General features: G+C 65.9%; 14 protein-coding genes. 3 read left to right on the top strand and 11 right to left on the bottom strand.

All coding sequences use genetic code 11. From position 1 onward, the window contains the following. Positions 1-242: 242 nt before the first annotated feature. From ABT392_RS21450 to ABT392_RS21420, 7 genes are all read right to left on the bottom strand, one after another. Positions 243-3,251 carry a TonB-dependent receptor gene (locus ABT392_RS21450; protein ID WP_334277601.1) on the bottom strand — a complete coding sequence of 1,003 codons (3,009 nt, stop codon included), beginning with the start codon at positions 3,249-3,251 and terminating at the stop codon, positions 243-245. A 193-nt stretch (positions 3,252-3,444) separates the two neighbouring features. After that, positions 3,445-4,413, bottom strand: a complete 969-nt coding sequence (locus tag ABT392_RS21445) for a peptide ABC transporter ATP-binding protein (protein ID WP_334277602.1) — start codon at positions 4,411-4,413, stop codon at positions 3,445-3,447. Then, the gene (locus ABT392_RS21440) at positions 4,406-5,344 is read right to left on the bottom strand and encodes an ABC transporter ATP-binding protein (RefSeq protein WP_395384586.1); all 939 of its coding nucleotides are present in this window, start codon (positions 5,342-5,344) and stop codon (positions 4,406-4,408) included. The genes ABT392_RS21445 and ABT392_RS21440 overlap by 8 nt, the downstream gene beginning before the upstream one ends. After that, positions 5,344-6,225 (bottom strand): ABC transporter permease subunit, encoded by an 882-nt coding sequence (locus tag ABT392_RS21435; protein ID WP_395384587.1) that lies wholly within the window; start codon positions 6,223-6,225, stop codon positions 5,344-5,346. Before ABT392_RS21435 ends, ABT392_RS21440 begins: the two co-directional genes overlap by 1 nt. Next, on the bottom strand, positions 6,222-7,232 hold the full coding sequence (locus ABT392_RS21430; protein WP_395384588.1) for an ABC transporter permease: 1,011 nt from the start codon (positions 7,230-7,232) through the stop codon (positions 6,222-6,224). The genes ABT392_RS21435 and ABT392_RS21430 overlap by 4 nt, the downstream gene beginning before the upstream one ends. Next, positions 7,232-8,086, bottom strand: a complete 855-nt coding sequence (locus tag ABT392_RS21425; protein ID WP_334277606.1) for an N-acetylmuramoyl-L-alanine amidase — start codon at positions 8,084-8,086, stop codon at positions 7,232-7,234. The genes ABT392_RS21430 and ABT392_RS21425 overlap by 1 nt, the downstream gene beginning before the upstream one ends. After that, entirely contained in the window at positions 8,083-9,018 is a 936-nt protein-coding gene (locus ABT392_RS21420; protein ID WP_395384590.1) for an N-acetylglucosamine kinase, read from the bottom strand. The genes ABT392_RS21425 and ABT392_RS21420 overlap by 4 nt, the downstream gene beginning before the upstream one ends. Before the next feature lie 192 nt (positions 9,019-9,210). On the opposite strand from ABT392_RS21420, the gene ABT392_RS21415 reads away from it, so the two are divergent. From ABT392_RS21415 to ABT392_RS21405, 3 genes are read left to right on the top strand one after another with little or no spacing between them, the layout of a single operon-like run. After that, positions 9,211-10,395: a serine hydrolase domain-containing protein gene (locus tag ABT392_RS21415; protein ID WP_395384592.1), complete on the top strand. Its 1,185-nt coding sequence runs from the start codon at positions 9,211-9,213 to the stop codon at positions 10,393-10,395. An 8-nt stretch (positions 10,396-10,403) separates the two neighbouring features. Beyond that, positions 10,404-10,952, top strand: coding sequence for a GNAT family N-acetyltransferase (locus ABT392_RS21410; protein ID WP_395384593.1), 549 nt, complete (start codon positions 10,404-10,406; stop codon positions 10,950-10,952). Further along, positions 10,939-12,462, top strand: coding sequence for a S41 family peptidase (locus ABT392_RS21405; RefSeq protein WP_395384594.1), 1,524 nt, complete (start codon positions 10,939-10,941; stop codon positions 12,460-12,462). The genes ABT392_RS21410 and ABT392_RS21405 overlap by 14 nt, the downstream gene beginning before the upstream one ends. A 4-nt stretch (positions 12,463-12,466) precedes the next feature. Here ABT392_RS21405 and ABT392_RS21400 read toward each other — a convergent pair whose 3' ends face one another. The 4 genes from ABT392_RS21400 to ABT392_RS21385 form a co-directional block, all read right to left on the bottom strand. Next, the gene (locus ABT392_RS21400; RefSeq protein WP_395384595.1) at positions 12,467-13,996 is read right to left on the bottom strand and encodes a glycoside hydrolase family 10-like protein; all 1,530 of its coding nucleotides are present in this window, start codon (positions 13,994-13,996) and stop codon (positions 12,467-12,469) included. 4 nt (positions 13,997-14,000) lie between these two features. After that, positions 14,001-15,131: an acyltransferase family protein gene (locus ABT392_RS21395; RefSeq protein WP_395384596.1), complete on the bottom strand. Its 1,131-nt coding sequence runs from the start codon at positions 15,129-15,131 to the stop codon at positions 14,001-14,003. 73 nt (positions 15,132-15,204) lie between these two features. Beyond that, a complete protein-coding gene (locus ABT392_RS21390) occupies positions 15,205-16,488 on the bottom strand; it encodes an MFS transporter (protein ID WP_395384597.1) in 1,284 nt (427 codons plus the stop codon). Beyond that, the gene (locus ABT392_RS21385; RefSeq protein WP_334277613.1) at positions 16,485-16,775 is read right to left on the bottom strand and encodes a transposase; all 291 of its coding nucleotides are present in this window, start codon (positions 16,773-16,775) and stop codon (positions 16,485-16,487) included. The genes ABT392_RS21390 and ABT392_RS21385 overlap by 4 nt, the downstream gene beginning before the upstream one ends. Between the last annotated feature and the right edge of the window lie 8 nt (positions 16,776-16,783).

Genomic DNA, 16,783 nt, shown 5'->3' with positions numbered 1-16,783 from the left:
CGCGGTTGACCGGGTCGTTGCATTTGGGTCTTCGGGGCCGAGCGCAGGGCCGCTCCCAAGCCGGCCCACCTGCCCATGATTGCGGCTAGATACCGCATTCATGGGCGTCCCCTCGGGGGAGCGAGCCCGCACCGATCGAGCGCCTGCGCGCTGGATCGCGGCTGGTAAGCGCCAATCGGCATGCTTGCCGATTGGCCGGCCGGCTGCACCCGCGTTCAGCGCGGTGCAGTCAGGCGAGGGGCTCAAAACTTGTAGCGTGCTTCCAGGTAGTACTGACGACCGCTCACGTCCAGCTTCTGCTGTTCGGCTTCGCTGTAGCGATAGGTCGCACGGGCCGGGTTGGTCAGATTGGTGGCGTTGAACGACAGCTGCAGTTCCTTGGTCAGGTTGTAGTTCATCGACATTGCAACATTGGAGACCGGGGCCGCCATGGTCGGTGCCGTGGGCATGGCGACGCCGTTGATCACCGACAGGCCTTGGCTGTTCGTCGTCGGTGCCGGTGCCGTCGAGCTGGCCACGTACTTGTCGCGATAGTTGTAGACCAGACGCGCGCTGAAGTCGTCGTTTTCGAAGTACACGCCCAGGTTGCCGGAGAACTTCGAAGCACCCGTCATCGGGCGGCCATCCTCGACCTTGGTTCGTGCAATGCTGACGTTGGACTGGAATCCGAAGCCCGCACCGATCGGCTGCTCGTAGGCCAGCTCGACGCCGCGGATGACAGCCTTCTGCTGCTGCGACGACTGGATGAAGTACGTGCGCATGATATTGGCTGCGGTGTCGTACAGGTCGATGGTCGAGTCCTGCTTGACCAGACCGGTCTTGGCATAGCCTTCGATCAGCGAGGTGTAGGCACTGATCGAGACCATCGAGCGGCGAGCGAAGTACCAGGCCACCGAAAGGTCGGCATTGCGGGCGGTCAGCGGCTTCATGTCCGGGTTCGGGCCGTTCACCGTGCAACCGGCAGCGCCGCAGGTCTGACCGGACAGGCCGGCGCCATAGACGTTGTAATTCTGGCGGCCGATGGTCTGGCTCAGGCCCAGGCGGCCGATCAGCTTGTCAGCCAGCTCCACGCGCAGATTCATGCTGGGCAGCACGTTGTCGAACACGCGGTTGGTGGCCTTCTTGTACCAGGTCTGGCCGGTCGGGTTCCAGACCGCGCCGTCGTAGTAGGACAGTGCATTGCCGGCCGTCGTGATGGCGTCGGGGAACGCGGCACAAGGCACCGGCGTCTTGCCCGGCTCGGTACGGGCGCAGATGCCCGAGGGGATGGGTGTCGGGATTTGCGCATCCACTTCGGTGCGCACGAAGCGCAGGCCGATATTGCCGGACCACTTGTTGCCAGCGCCTTCCAGGTTCTGCATCGCGTAGAACGAGGTCTGGCGCTCACGCACCGAGATCTCGGAGCTGACGAAACGTTCCCACTCGGGCGTCGTTTCCTTGTTGCGTGCGTTGAAGTAGTCGACCAGCACATTGCTCGGGAAGTAGAAGCCGCTGCGGTCCCAGTTGCCGCCGTCCAGGTACTTGCCGAAGTCGCTCGGGTAGGACACGGCCAGGGCCGGGTCGAATTGCGGCACCGCTGCCGTGTGAACCGCCTTGATCGTGCGGCGGTAGTCGCGGTGATGGTCGGCGTGGCGCATGCCCAGGTTCAGGGTCGTGAAGAAGCCGCTGTCCTGCGTGTACTCGGCGTCCAGGGCGAAGCTCTTCTCGCGATCCACGGTGTGGTGCTTGTTCGCGCCGTTGGCGGCCACCAGCTTGTAGCCGCTGCCGTCGGCGTTCAGGACAGGCACGTTGGCGCCGGTGCCGTAGAACTGGAAGTCAGGTGCCTCTTCCAGGCCGTTGAGCTTGTACGACATGCCCGTGCCGTAGCGGGCGAAGCCATAGCCACGGTCCTGGTCGGTCGTGCCGACGCCGCGCGTGGTGCTCAAGAGGCCCTTGACCACGAGGCCACGGCCGAAGTCGTACTTGAAGTCCCAGTCGAGGAAGCCGCTGCTCGCCGCGGCACCGCTGCGGTAGAAGCCCTCGTTCTCACCGACCAGCTGTGGTGTCGTGCCGGTCGGGAACAAGATGTCGGCGCTCTTGAGCACCTTCAGCTCGTGACCATAAAGCGTCGTCTCCGTGACGATCACCGGATTCTTGATTTCGGCGAAGACCTGCTTGCCGCCCGAACTCGTGACCGGCGTCGTGGCGCCCTGCACGCCATTGAGGCCGCGCAGCATGCTCTGGATGTTGCTGTACGCAGCGCGGCCAAAGTTGTTGGAGTTCATCTTGGAGTAGAACCCCGTCAGCCCGGTTTCGAACTGATTGGTCGGCCGTGCCTGCACGGCGAACATGCCGCCCTTGCGGTCGCGCACGCCTTCGACGAATTCCACGGCCATGCTGCCCGGCAGGCGCACGCCCTCCAGGTCGGACGCCTTGTAGCCGGTGCCCGCCAGCGATGCATCCGTGATGCCCTTCATGATGCTGGTATTGATCACGTCCCAACCGGAATTGGCACCGTAGCCAGCGCGCGAGACGGAATCGCGGCGCACATAGCGCTTCTCGGCGAAGGCCTGGGCAATGACGCCGAAGTTGTTGGCTTCGTTCTTCCAGTTGAAGCTGGCGTTCAGCTGCGGGCTGGTCTTCTTCGGCAGGTCGGCGTAGACGCCGCCGACGCTGACCACACCGCCAAAGCTCTTCTTCTGGTCGAGCGGCTTGCGGGTCGTCACGTTGATCGTGCCGGCCAGGCCGCCGTCGACGATGTTGGCCTGCGAGGTCTTGTAGACCGTGGCCGCATTCAGCACCGACGAAGGCATCAGGCTCAGCGACGTGCTGCGCGAGCTGGAGCTCTGGTCGGCGAGATACCAGTCACCGCCGCTGACCGTGTGGCCATTGAACAGGATCAGGGCCATGTCCGGATTGGTACCGCGCATCGAGACCTTCTCGGCCTCGTCGTAGTCGGTGCGCACATAGACGCCGACGACGCGTTGCAGCGAATCGGCCAGGTTCTTGTCGGGCATCTTGCCCACGTCCAGCGCCGTAATCACATCGATATTGGCCGAGGCGTCGCGCTTCATCAGCAGCGACTGCTCGGTCGATGCGCGAATGCCGGTCACCTGCACGGTCTCCAGCTGCTTCTTGGCATCCGCGGCCTTCTTGGCCTCGGCTTCGGTTTGAGCGGGCGCGCCCTGGGCGGCAACCAGGCTGCTGCCGGCCAGCAGCAGGGCCAGCGAGACGGCCTGAGCCAGGGGTGTGGGCTTGAACGACGGGATCATGGACTTGCCTCCGGTGTGGCCAACTAGGCCAATTGGTCTAGTTGCTGAGCATCGTCCTGCTGCCGCCTCTGCAACAGTTACTTTGTGTCGCCGTTGTATGTATCGCGGTTATAGCCAAGGTAAAGAATGCCCGAAAACCTCGGGTCAACCCTAGGAACCCGGCCGCGCGATGGGCGGCTTCATTCAAAGAAAACTAGACGAGATGACAGGCCAGCTGCCTGCCTTCAACAGCGCGCAGCAGCGGCACCTCAACCGCACAGCGAGCTTGCGCCAGCGGGCAGCGCTTGTGGAAAGCACAGCCGCCGGGCGGGTTCAGAGGGCTGGGCAGCTCGCCCCTGATGACGATGCGCTGGCGGCGGTCTGCTGCCCGCAGCGCGGGCGTGGCGCTCATCAGTGCCTGCGTGTACGGATGCAGGGGCCGGGCATAGATCGTCGCCTTGTCGCCGACCTCGACGGCGCGGCCGAGGTACATCACCATCAGCTCGTCGGCCACATGCTCGACCACCGACAGGTTGTGCGAGATGAAAACATAGCCGGTCTGGAACTCGGCCTGCAGGTCCATGAAGAGGTTGAGGATCTGCGCCTGGATCGACAGGTCGAGTGCGGACACCGGCTCGTCCGCCACCACGATGCCAGGGTTGAGGATCATGGCCCGCGCAATCGCGATGCGCTGGCGCTGACCGCCCGAGAACATGTGCGGATAGCGCCGCAGATGCTCGCTGCGCAAGCCCACCTTGGCCGCCAGTGCCTCGATGCGCTCGTGCCTTTCGGCCTTGCTCATCGTGGTGTTGATCAAGAGCGGCTCGTCCAGCGTGGCCAGGATGCTGCGGCGCGGGTTGAGCGAGGCAAAGGGGTTCTGGAACACCATCTGCACCTCGCGGCGCAGGGTCTTCACCACATCCCTCGAAGCCAGGGCCGCATCGACGCCAGCGATCTCCAGCGAGCCGGCGCTGGGCGACTCGATCAGCGTGAGCTGGCGCGCCAGCGTCGACTTGCCGCAGCCAGATTCGCCAACCACAGCCAGCGTGCGGCCGCGCTTCAAGGTGAAGGAAACACCGTCCAGCGCCTTGACGGTGGCCTTGGGCTTGAAGAGGCCCTGGCTCACCTTGTAGTGGCGGGCCAGGTCTTGCGCGCGCAGCAGGATCTGCTCTTGGTCAGCCATGCATCTCACCTGGGAAGAAGCAGCGCACGCCCTGCGCCAGTGCCGGCCGCTCGGCATTGCAGCGCGGCTGCACGCGCGGGCAGCGCGGCGAGAGCAGGCAGCCCCACGGCCTGTCTTGCGCGCCGGGCACGATGCCGGGCAAGGCCGCCAGCCGTGCCGCGCCGCGGCTGTGCTCGGGAATGGCCGCGAGCAAGGCCTGTGTATAGGGATGGCGAGGTGAATCGAAAAGGCCCGGCACAGGGCCCGTCTCGACCACCTGGCCGGCGTACATGACGGCCACGCGCTGTGCCATCTCGGCCACGACGGCGAGGTCATGCGTGATCATGATCAGCCCCATGCCCTGCTCGCGCTGCAGGCGCAGGAGCAGGTCCATGATCTGCGCCTGGATGGTCACGTCCAGCGCCGTCGTGGGCTCGTCCGCAATCAGGAGCTTGGGCTCGCAGGCGATGGCCATCGCGATCATCACGCGCTGGTTCATGCCGCCCGAGAGTTCATGCGGATAGGCCTTGATGCGGCGCTTCGGGTCCGGGATCTCGACCAGCTCCAGCAGCTCCAGCACCCGCTGCTCCAGCGCTGCGCCGCGCAGGCCGCGATGCGCCTTCAGGCTCTCGCCGATCTGGTAGCCGACCGTGTAGCTCGGGTTCAGGCTGGTCAGTGCGTCCTGGAACACCATGGAGAGCTCGGCGCCGACCAGCTTGCGGCGTTCGCCGGCATTCAGCTTCAAGAGGTCGCGCCCCAGGAACTCCAGCTTGTCGGCTGTCACCACGCCGGGCGCTTCGATCAAGCCCATCAAGGCGAGCATCGTGACCGACTTGCCCGAGCCCGATTCGCCGACGATGCCCAGCAGCTCGCCGGCGGCAAGGTCGATATCGACGCCATCCACCGCCGGGAAGTTCCCGAACTGCACGCGCAGATTGCGGATCGACAACATCACGAGACCTTCTTCAATTTTGGGTCCAAGGCATCGCGCAGCCCGTCGCCCATCAGATTCACCGACAGCACCGTGGCCAGGATCGTGAGCCCAGGCAAGGTCACGACCCAGGGTGCGCGCTGGATGTAGTCGCGTGCCGAAGACAGCATGCCGCCCCATTCCGCCATCGGCGCCTGCACGCCCAGGCCGAGAAAGCCCAGGCCCGCCGTCTCGAGAATGGCCGCCGAGAAGCTCAAGGTGGCATTGACGATCAGCGGTGCCAGGCAGTTGGGCAGCACGGCCACGAACATCAGGCGCAAGGTGCTGGCGCCAGCCACGCGGCTCGCGGTCACGTACTCGCGCTCGATTTCGGCCAGGGCCGCAGCTCGCGCCAACCGCGTGTAGCCCGGCAGCGCGCCGATGGCGATGGCGATCACGGTGTTGACAAGACCTGGCCCCAGCACCGTGATCACGCAGATCGCCAGCAAGAGGCCGGGCAGCGCCAGCATGATGTCCATGACGCGCATCACCAGCGGCGACAACCATCGCTGATGGAAAGCGGCCAGCAGGCCCAGCACCACGCCCGGGATCATCGACAAGAGCACCGACGCGAGGCCGATGCCCAGCGACACCCGGCCGCCATGCAGCAGGCGCGAGAGCAGATCGCGGCCCAGCTCGTCGGTGCCGAAGACGAAGCGCCAGCTGCCGCCGTCCCAGACCGGTGGCGCCAGCATCTGGCTGCGGTATTGCTCCACCGGGTCATGCGGCGCGATCCAGGGCGCGAGCAAGGCGGCTGTTGCAACCAGTGCGAAGAAGACCAGAGCGGCCAGCGCGCCGCGGTTCGCTGCAAAGCCGGTCCAGAACTCGCGGGCCGGTGAAGGGAACTTGTTCTCAACACTCATCGCTCGCTCCGGATGCGCGGATTGACCACACCGTAGAGCAGATCGACCACGAGGTTGATCGCGATGAAGGTGGTGGCCGAGATCAGGATGCCGGCCTGCACGACCGGATAGTCACGCCGCGCAATCGCCTCGATCAGCCACTTGCCGATGCCCGGCCAGGAGAAGATGGTTTCGGTCAGCACCGCGCCGGCCAGCAGGCTGCCGGTCTGCATGCCGATCACGGTCAGCACCGGGATCAGGGCATTGCGCAAGGCATGCACGACCAGCACACGCTTGGGCGACAGGCCCTTGGCCCGCGCCGTGCGCACATAGTCTTCGCGCAGCACTTCCAGCATCGAGCTGCGCGTCATGCGCGCCACCACGGCCATGCTGCTGGTGCCCAGCACCAGCCCCGGCAAGAGCAGGTGCAGGCAGGCCGAGCCGAACGCGCCGGGCTCGCCCCAGAAAAGGCTGTCTATCAGCATGAAACCGGTGTGCGGCTCGACCTCATAGATCACGCTCAGGCGTCCCGACACCGGGGTCCACCCAAGGCCCACCGAGAAATACATGATCAGGATCAGGCCCCACCAGAACACCGGCATCGAGTGACCGAGCGTGGCCGCGCCCATCACGCCCTGGTCGAGCAGGGAGCCGCGCTTGAGCGCCGCCAGCAGGCCCAGCGTCAGGCCCAGCACGATGGCCAGCAGCAGCGCGACGCCGGCCAGCTCCAGCGTGGCCGGAAACAGCGCCGCGAATTCCTTGGCCACCGGCTCGCGGCTGACCATCGATTCGCCGAGGTCGCCCTGGGCCAGCTTGGCCAGGTAGTCGAGGTACTGCAGATGCAAGGGCTGGTCCAGACCGAGCCTATGCACCAGGGCCGCATGCGCCTCGGGGTCGAGCCGGCGCTCGCCCATCATCACCTCGATGGGGTCACCCGGGATCAGCCGTATCAGGCCGAAGGCGAGCAGGGTGATGCCCAACAAGGTGGGCACGAGGCCCAGCAATTTCCGGGCAAGAAATTTCAGCATCACCAGCGGGAGGTGTAAGGGCGCGGCGGCTGATCAGCTTCGCCCTTGAGCACCATGCCGCCCGGCGAAGTGACCACGTCCAGCAGCGCAGCCGTTTCCGAATCCGGCTTGCCGGCAAAGTCGCTCGGGCGGTACTTCATCTGGAACGTGGCCAGCGTTTCCTTGGTGGCCGTGTCGATCTCGCCGCTCTTTGGCAGCGCGTAACCGACCTTGGCCAGCCGCTCCTGGAACCATTCGGCCGGCGGCAGTTCCTTGGCCGCGTATTCGGCGCGTTTGGCGTCCAGCTTGGCCTCATCGGGCCAGGGGATGACGCCCGCGTCGGCCAACTGCTTCCAGGGGAACATCGGGCCCGGGTCCTGCTTGCGGCCGGGGGCGATGTCGGCATGGCCGATCACACGCTCGGGGCGGATCTTGTGGCGCGCAATGATGTCCTTGCAGAGTGCGATCACCTGGTCGATCTGCTTCTGCGGATAAGGGGCATAGACACGGCCGTTCGGCCCGTCTACGTAGCCGGCGTTGACGATCTCGATGCCGATGGACGAGGCGTTCAGGTTGGTGTGGCCGGTCCAGGAACTGGCGCCGGCATGCCAGCTGCGGCGGTTCTCGTCGACCAGGCGGTAGATCGTGGGCGGCTCATCGCGCACCAGGTAGTGGCTGGACACCTGGCCGCCGGTGGTCAGCACCCGCAGCGACTTCTCGAAATCGATCACCGTGTAGTGCAGCACCAGGAAGAGCGCACGGCTGTCCTGGTTCTGCGAGACATAGCTGGTGTCGATCACCGGGCCGGTGGCGCAGGCGGAGAGGAGCAGGGCCACCGAAGCGGCCAGCGAGTACTTGGACCAACGAGTCTTCATTGTGATGAGCCTTGGGCCGCGTGAATGGCGGCACTTTTATGGGGTTCCAGATGGACGATACGCAACTCTAGGCCCTCGGGCAGCGCCTGGCGCAGGCCCTGGGCGATCATCGGATGCAATTGCAGGGCGCGGCCGGCTGCCGCGACCGGACGGCGACCATATCGTTTGAGCAGGGCCAGCAGTGGCCGTGCCAGTTCGCGGCCGGCACGCTCGAGCAAGGCCAGCGCCTGCGCATCGCCCTGACGAGCGGCCTCGGCCACGGCCAGGGCCAGGCGACCGATGGCGCCGCGGTCGGCACCGTAGACGAAGGCGCGGCTGGTGGACCATTCATGGCCGCCGATGGCGTCGAACAGGGCGCGGGCCAGGGCCGAGTCCTGCCAGCCGCCGGGGTTTTCATCTTCGCCACGCCAGACGGCGGCCAGCGCTTCGCGGGCAATCCAGTAGCCGCTGCCCTCGTCGCCCAGCAAGCCGCCGCGGCCACCGGCGCGCTGCAACTGGCCCTGTTCGTCGACGAAGGCGGCAATGGAACCCGTGCCGGCGTAGAGCAGATAGCCTTCGCCCGGCTTGAAGGCGGCACGGTAGGCGATGTCCATGTCGCCGCCACAGCGGATGGCTGAGGGCGGCAGACCCAGTGCCTGCGAAAGCAGGTCCTCCATCTGGCGCGCCTGCGGCCGCTCGGACAGGCCGGTCACGCCGGCAATTGCTCGCGATGGCCGGCCATGGGACAGCACGGCCGCGGCCAGCTGATGGCTGATCTGGGCCAGCGCGATGCGACCGGCCGGGTCGTTCAGCAAGAGCCCGCTGAAACCGCTGACATGGCCTTCGGCGCGCAGGCTGCCGTCTGCATCGGCCAGGGCCCAGCGCGTTTGTGTGCCGCCGGCGTCCAGGCCCAGGCCCAACGCGTGGGCGCTGGACTGGTTCGTGGCGGGCATGGAAGTGTTCATGGACGGCTGGTCGGCAAAGCCGGCTCAGCTTAGGGGCGCGACCAGGCGGGCGCCAATGTCAATGCGGGCCCGCAACATAACCTGGCCGCATGGCCACATCGCCATTTGGCAGAGCACAGCAGTGCAGTGGCGCCAGCTCATCGACCACAATCGAAGCTCCATTCTTGCTGTTGGAATGCCTTGGCCCGCAAGCTCGCTGTTTCGTTGATCTCCCTGGCCCTCGCCGCCTGCGCAGTCACGCCGCAGCGGCCGCTCAATGCCGAGGCCTTGCGCCAAGGCGATGCGGCCATCCAGGCCATGATCGACAAGCAGCAGATGCCCGGCGGCGTCTGGTGGATCGAGCGCGAAGGCCAGAGCCATCACCGTGCCTACGGCCAGCGCGCGCTGTACCCGGCGCCCGAGGTGGCCGACGAAGCGACGATCTACGACGCGGCCTCGCTGACCAAGGTGGTCGTCACCGCACCGCTGGTGCAGCTGTTGCGCGAGCAAGGCAAGCTCGAGATCGACGCGCCACTGCAGCGCTACCTGCCCGGCTGCGGCGATGAGAGCTGGCGCGGCATCAGCTTGCGCCATCTGCTGACCCACACCGCCGGCTTGCCGCCCGGCATGGGCGCCAAGCTTGCGAATGGCGAGATCTGGAGTGGGCCAAACGGCGCGCTGAGCCAGGCCTGCAGCCAGAAGCTGCGCGCGGCACCGGGCGCGCAGTTCGTTTATTCCGACATCAGCTTCATCCTGCTGGGCCTGGTCATCGAGCGCGTGGGCGAAGCACCGCTGGATCAGCAAGCGCGACAACTGCTGTTTGCACCCCTGGGCATGGCCGACAGCGGCTACCAGCCGCTGCAGCATGGCCTGCCAGTGAGCCGGATCGCACCGACCGAGAAGCTGGCCGACGGCGAGATCCTGCGCGGCGTGGTGCACGACCCGACGGCGCGACGCATGGGCGGCGTGGCCGGCCATGCCGGCCTGTTCACGACCAGCAGCGACCTGGCCCGCTATGCCCGCATGCTGCTGGCCGGCGGCCTGCTGCCGGACGGCCGCCGCTTCCTGAGCGAAGAGAGCGTGGCGCTGCTGAGCCGGCCGCAATCGCCACCGGAGCTGAAAGAAAAGCGCGGCCTTGGCTTCGACATCGACACGCCTTTCTCACGGCCGCGCGGCAAGCTGTACCCCAAGACCAGCTTCGGCCACACCGGCTTCACCGGCTGCGCCTTCTGGCTGGACCCGGGCAGCCGCAGCTTCACCATCCTGCTGGCCAACCGCGTGCACCAGGGCGGGCCGACCAACACCCTGCCGCTGTACGAGCAGCTGGGTACATTGGCGGCGCAGGCAGCGGGCCTGCGCGCCGAGGCGGTGGTCGCGCCGCGCTAGCATGGCGCATGCCTAACGCCGCCATCACCATCGCGCCCGTCGCGCCGTCTGACCACGACGAACTGCAGGCATTCGAGTTCGCGAACCGCCGCTTCTTCGAGCGCTGGGTCAACCCGCGGCCCGAAAACTTCTACACGCCAGATGGCGTAAGCAGGGCCATCCGCGCCGCCCAGCTCGATGCCGAGCAGGACCGCGCCTATCAATACCTGGTGCGCGAGAACGGCCTGCTGGTCGGCCGCATCAACCTGAGCCAGATCCAGCGCCTGGGCTACCAGTCTGCATCCCTGGGATACCGCATCGGCGAGGCCCACAACGGCCGCGGCATCGCCAAGGCCGCGGTGCTGCGCGTGCTGCCCGAAGCCTTCGGCCGCCACGGCCTGTGGCGGGTCGAAGCGACCTGCCGGCCCGAGAACCCGGCCTCCAGGCGCGTGCTGCAGTCCAGCGGCTTCCAGCAGTTCGGACATTCAAAGCGCTGCTTCCAGCTGAACGACAGCTGGTTCGATCTGCTGCACTTCGAGGTGCATGCGGATGATTGGCCACTGCATGAGCGCGATTGAATTGCACCGCATCCTTTTATGTCATACGAGAAAACTTTCCATGCCTCATGCCATCAGGCGAATCTCGCTCGTCGCCATGCTCTGCCTGTCGCCCTGCTTGCCCGCATTTGCAGGGCTACCGGCCCAGTCCGCGGGACCTGCAGCGAGTATTGATCTCGCTGCCGCCGCCTGGGCAAGCGGCAAAGCCGAAATCACCGTCTCGTCCGAAGATGAAAAGCAGATCGTCCGGATAGCGCCACGCCTGCCCAGCAACTACGTCGGCGTTGCTAGTGTCGAGGTCGACAAATCCGCGCTCGGCGGCCGGGTCTGGCGCTTCCGTGCCGAAGTCAGCAGCAGCACGGCATTCAAGGTACAGACAGAGGTGATTCGGAGTTTTGCTCACATTGCGAGGCCCACCTACTTCACTGGCCGCCCCAAGGACGGCATTGCCGAAGCCAAAGTGTTTGTCGATCTGCCCTTTTATGTGCCAGCCGACGCAACCAAGGTGGTTCTGCGTCTGGAGTTCAACCAGGCCCAGCCGGGAAACCCCCTGACCATCCAGAACCCAATCCTCCAAGCAATCACTCCGGTCGATGTGCCGAGGGGCGCTGCCGCTGATTTCGACAATGCACTGAGCATGATTAAGTCGTCTGCCTGGCGGGCCGACTCGGTGAACTGGCCCGCCGTGGAAACGCTGGCTTACGAGCTGCTTGGCCGCGCCCCTTCAACGGAATCGCGTCGCCTCGCGCTGGCGTTCGTCTTGCACGCACTAGCCGATGGTCACAGCGGCCTGACTTTTCCGTCGACCTACCCTGCCGCCAGCCTCGCGCCATCCACACCAACAGTTAGCATCCCAAGTCCTCGCGCCGCCGCATTCAAGCGCGAAGCTATCAGCGCTGGCTACTACCTGAAACCGGAATGGATGCCGACCCGTACGCTCGAAGACAGGCTCGACTATTCGGCAAGGTTGGCGGGCGCCCTTACCAGCGCTGCGGATTCAACCTGTGGCTGGGTCATTGATCTACGCCGCAACTCCGGAAGCAATTTGTACGCGGCACTGGATGGCCTGTGGCATCTCTTCGGCGACGGTCCAATGGGTCAAATCCTGTCACCCATGAGGAACAGCTCTTGGCGATTCGAGGGTGGCACCAGCCGAGGTGATCGTACGGAGCAAGGCTGGGTGAATGCCGGCCCTGCCCGGTTTCGGCACAGCCCTGTGGCGGTCCTGATCGACGATTTCACCGCTGGTTCAACAGAAGCATTGGTCATGAGCTTCATCGGCCGCGAGCGTACCCGCCTCTTTGGCAGCCGAACCTCGGGTAGCACTGTCACCCTCCGACACTTGCAGATCAACGAGCACCTGGCCTTCAACTGGGTCGATGCATTGACGGCCGACCGCTCTGGGCGCACCTACCTGTTGGGTATTGACCCGGACGTCGTGGTGAGCATGCCAGCGGCCTTCGCGGGAAAAGGTCCTGTGCGCCAGCAGGCAGAGGCCTGGCTGGATCAGCAGTGCGGCGTCCGCAAATGACCAATCACAGCTTGTAGCCGCGCCGCTCGCTCTCGTTGCTGACCCGGTCCAGCGCCGACACCACCACGGCGTCGACGCCTGCGGCCGGCACGCTCAACATGCCGGTCGTGACCTCGAAGCGCCACTGGCCGCCCACGCGCAGCCAGATCGCATAGCGGCTGACCGGCTTGCTGCCGGCGCCGGGCGCTGGCTTCAAGAGCAATTGCGCACCTTGCCGCTCGATGCCCAGGGTCGGCATGCTCGGCGCACCTGACTCCAGCCACGGCGTGGCCGGCACGACGACGGCATCGCGGTAGACGCCCGACTGCAAGGCATCGAACAGGCCCTTGCGGTTCTGCGTGATCGCCACCATGCTGAAGTGCACATGGCCCGAGCCCGGTGCGCGGCGGCGCACGATGTCGATCTGGCCGATGATTTCGTCCGGCCCCCAGCTCTCGGGCTTGTCGTTCTGGATGCGGCTGGTGAACAGGCCCGGCCAGACGTGGCGCTTCATCGGGTTGTTAGCCAGCCACACGTCCATCAAGGGCTCGAAGGCCTGGCCCTTCTGCACACGGCTCCAGTAGAGCTGAGGCACGAGGTAGTCCATCCAGCCTTCGTTCAGCCACAGCTCGACATGGGCATAGAGCTTGTCGTACTGGCTGAAGCCGGCGATGTTCTCGTTGCGGATCGCCGGCTTCGGAATGCCGAAGGGGCTGACGCCGAAGCGCACCCAGGGCTTGGTCGAGCGGATCATGCCGTAGATGCGCTCGATCAGGCGGTCCACGTTCTGGCGGCGCCAGTCGTTGCGGGCCAGCTTGCCGCCGGCCTGCACATAGCGCTGCCAGCTCGGCTCGTCGGGGAAGTCCAGCTCTTCCTTGCTGTCGGCAGCGCGACCGGGCAAGGCGATCGGGTAGGGATAGAAGTAGTCGTCGATGTGCAGGCCGTCGACGTCGTAGCGCTTCAAGACATCCTTGAAGACCGCCAGCGTGTGCTCGCCGGCCTCGATCTCGCCCGGGTCGATCCAGAGCTGGTCGCCATAGGCCTTGACCCAGTGCGGATGCGTCTGGCTCAGGTGCGTGGCCGAAGCGGCCGACTTGGCGGAGTTCTGGCGCGCGCGGAAGGGGTTGAACCAGGCATGCAGCTCCAGGCCGCGGGCATGGGCCTCGGCCACCCAGAAGGCCAGCGGGTCGTAGCCCGGCGACACGCCTTGCGTGCCGGTGAGGTATTCGCTCCAGGGCTCCAGCTTGGAGTCGTAAAGCGCATCGGCCGCCGTGCGGATCTGGAAGACGATGGCGTTGAACTTCAGGGCCACGGCCTTGTCGAGCATGGCGCGGGCCTCGGCCTGCTGCTGCTCCATCGTCAGGCCCTTCTTGCTGGGCCAGTCGATATTGGCCACCGTCGCCACCCAGGCGGCGCGAAACTCGCGCGGCGCTGCGGGCGGCTGCAAGGCCAGGTCCGGCGCCTCGCGCAGGGCGACACCGCCCGTGGTCGGCATGTCGGCGCAGGCGGCCAGCGCAGCGGCACTGGAGAGGACGAGGGAACGGCGAGTCAGCATGGCATCAGACTTTCACAAACCATTTCTTGGACCACATGAAGTGGGCGATGCCGTACAGCACGGCCACGAAGCAAAGCGCATACAGCAGCGAGGCATTGACCGGCGCGAGGCCCAGCGACTGGATCGGCTGGTAGGCCCAGGCCTTCAGCGACAGGCCACCCGGCTTGAAGTAGCCCATCAGCTTGGCAATCAGGCCGGAGATGGCAAACAGGAACAGCGCATTCATGCCGAACACCAGCAACGGCCTGGCCCAGCGGGCAACACGCTCGCGCATCGCGGCCGAAGGCTGCGCATCGAGCAGCCAGTAGCAGGTGCCGAACACCAGGCAGGCCCAGCCCGCCATTGCGAACACATAGGGCGGCGTCCACAGGCTCTTGTTGATCGGCATCAGCCAGGCGTCCAGCACCTGGCCGATCCACAGGCAGGCGAGGCCGCCCACCATGAAGCCCATGGCCTTGGCCGCAGGCTCGCGTTTGGATGCGAGCCAATGCCCCGCCAGCACGCCAGCGAGTTGGCTGGCCACGGCGGGCATGGTGGAGAGCAGGCCTTCCGGGTCCCAGGTCCTGGCCTGCTTCCAGAGGTGGCCGTTCAGGAGCAACCGGTCCAGCCAGGCGCCCGTGTCTTCACCCGGGTTCAGGGAGCCGATCAGGATGTTGCCGTTCACATCGGGCACCGGCACGGCCAGCAGCAGGAAGCTGTAGACCACCAGCAGGGTCAGCAAGGCGCCGAGTTGCTGACGCCAGTTCAGCCAGAGCACGAAGGGCGCGGCGAGCATGGTGCACAGGCCCAGGCGCTGCAGCACGCCGGGAATGCGCAGCTCGGCGAAGTTGAAGCTGGGGATCAGGTTCAGCAGCAGGCCGATGGCGATGATGGTGGCACCGCGGCGCAGCGTCTGCGCGAGCAGCGCCGTCTTCGAGTCGCCCAGTGCCGCGCGGCGACCCAGGCTGATCGTCATCGAGATGCCGCTGATGAAGACGAAGAAGGGAAAGATCCAGTCGGTGAAGGTCCAGCCATGCCACTTGGCGTGGGCCAGCGGGCCGTAGAGATGGCCCCAGTCGCCGGGGTTGTTGACCAGCAGCATCGCCGCGATGGTGAAGCCGCGGAAGGCATCGAGGCTGTTGATCCTGCCAGTCATTTGTGCACCCTTCGGCCTGCGGCCTGTCCCGCCAAGCGGGAGCGAGCTTGCTTGGGGCGGCCCGGCGCGGCGCTCATGACTCCGCCACCTTCTTGCCAAAGCCTTCAGGCACCTTGATCAGCGCGGCCATCGCAAACGAAGGCAGGGTCGCGATGAGCACCCAGGCGAAGAACCACAGGTAGCCGATCTGCGATTGCAGCCAGCCGCTCCACATGCCGGGCAGCATCATGCCGAGGGCCATGAAGCCGGTGCAGATGGCGTAATGCGCGGTCTTGTGGGGGCCGTCGGCCACCATGATCATGTACATCAGGTAGGCGGTGAAGCCGAGGCCGTAGCCGAACTGCTCGACCGCCAGTGCCGTGCTCACCAGCCACAGGTTGTGCGGCTGCGCGAAGGCCAGCAGCAGGAACACCGCGTTCGGCACATGCATGATCAGGATCAGCGGCCACAGCGCGCGCTTGAGGCCCACACGCGAGATCACCCAGCCGCCCAGCAGGCCGCCCAGCGTCAGGGCGATCAGGCCGACGGTGCCGTAGGCGATGCCCACCTGCTTGGTCGAGAGGCCCAGGCCGCCCAGCTCGGGCTTGTCGAGCAGGAAGGGCGTGGCCAGCTTCAGGAGCTGCGCCTCGGGGAAGCGGTACAGCAGCAGGAAGCCGAGGATCACCCAGATGCCGGGCTTGCTGAAGAAGCGGGCGAACACGCGCCAGAACTCGGCCATCGTGTCGTCGCCGCGTGCCGTCTTCTGGTCAAGAGCCGGCTTGGGCAGCATGAACTGGTGATAGATCGCCAACGCCACGAACATGGCGCAGAGGACGAAGAAGACGATGCTCCAGGCCGTCTTCATGCTGCCGGTGCGTTCCTGCAGCTCGCCGGCCAGGTAGACGAGGCCGCCCTGGCCGCCGATATTGGCCAGGCGATAGAAGGTCGAGCGCACGCCGACAAAGGCCGCTTGCTCATGCGTCTTCAAGGCCAGCATGTAGAAGCCGTCGGCCGCGATGTCGTGCGATGCCGAGGCAAAGGCCATCAGCCAGAACACCGCCAGCGTCATGCGGAAGTAGTCGGGGCCGGGAATGGTGAGTGCCACCATGGCCAGCGCCACGCCGACGAGGAACTGCAGTGCCGTGATCCAGATCCGCTTGGTGCCGAACAGTTCGATCAGCGGCGACCACAGCGGCTTGATCACCCAGGGCAGGTAGAGCCAGCTGGTGTACAGCGCGATGTCGGTGTTCGATACCTCGAGGTTCTTGTACATGATGACCGAGAGGGTCATCACGACGACGTAGGGAATGCCTTGCCCGAAGTAGAGCGTGGGAATCCAGGCCCAGGGATTGCGCGATGCGGCGGTGGTGTCGTTCATGCGGGCATTGTGGCGGCGGTGGAGGGTTGCATTGGCGCTTGCCGCCACTGAGCACGAAGGCGGTTCCGTGCTTCGGCCGCACGCAGTCGGGAGGCTTCCATCTGCTGCGGCGTCACCGCCCTGGCTTCGGAGAGCCCGCGCTCACGCTGGGCCTTGACCCAGTTGCGCAGCGTCTGCTCGGCCAGGCCCAGTTCGCGCGCCGCCGCATAGATGCCGCACTGCTCGGAGCGTTGCACCGCCTCCAGCTTGAAGCCCAGCGTGTACTCGCAGCGCGGCAGGCGTCGCATCGTTTCGG

This window comes from Paucibacter sp. JuS9, from assembly GCF_044043925.2.
In the GTDB taxonomy this organism is placed as follows: Bacteria; Pseudomonadota; Gammaproteobacteria; order Burkholderiales; family Burkholderiaceae_C; genus JAUASW01.
The sequence above is the reverse complement of the archived record's forward strand: the minus strand, read 5'-3'. Positions and strand labels throughout refer to the sequence as shown.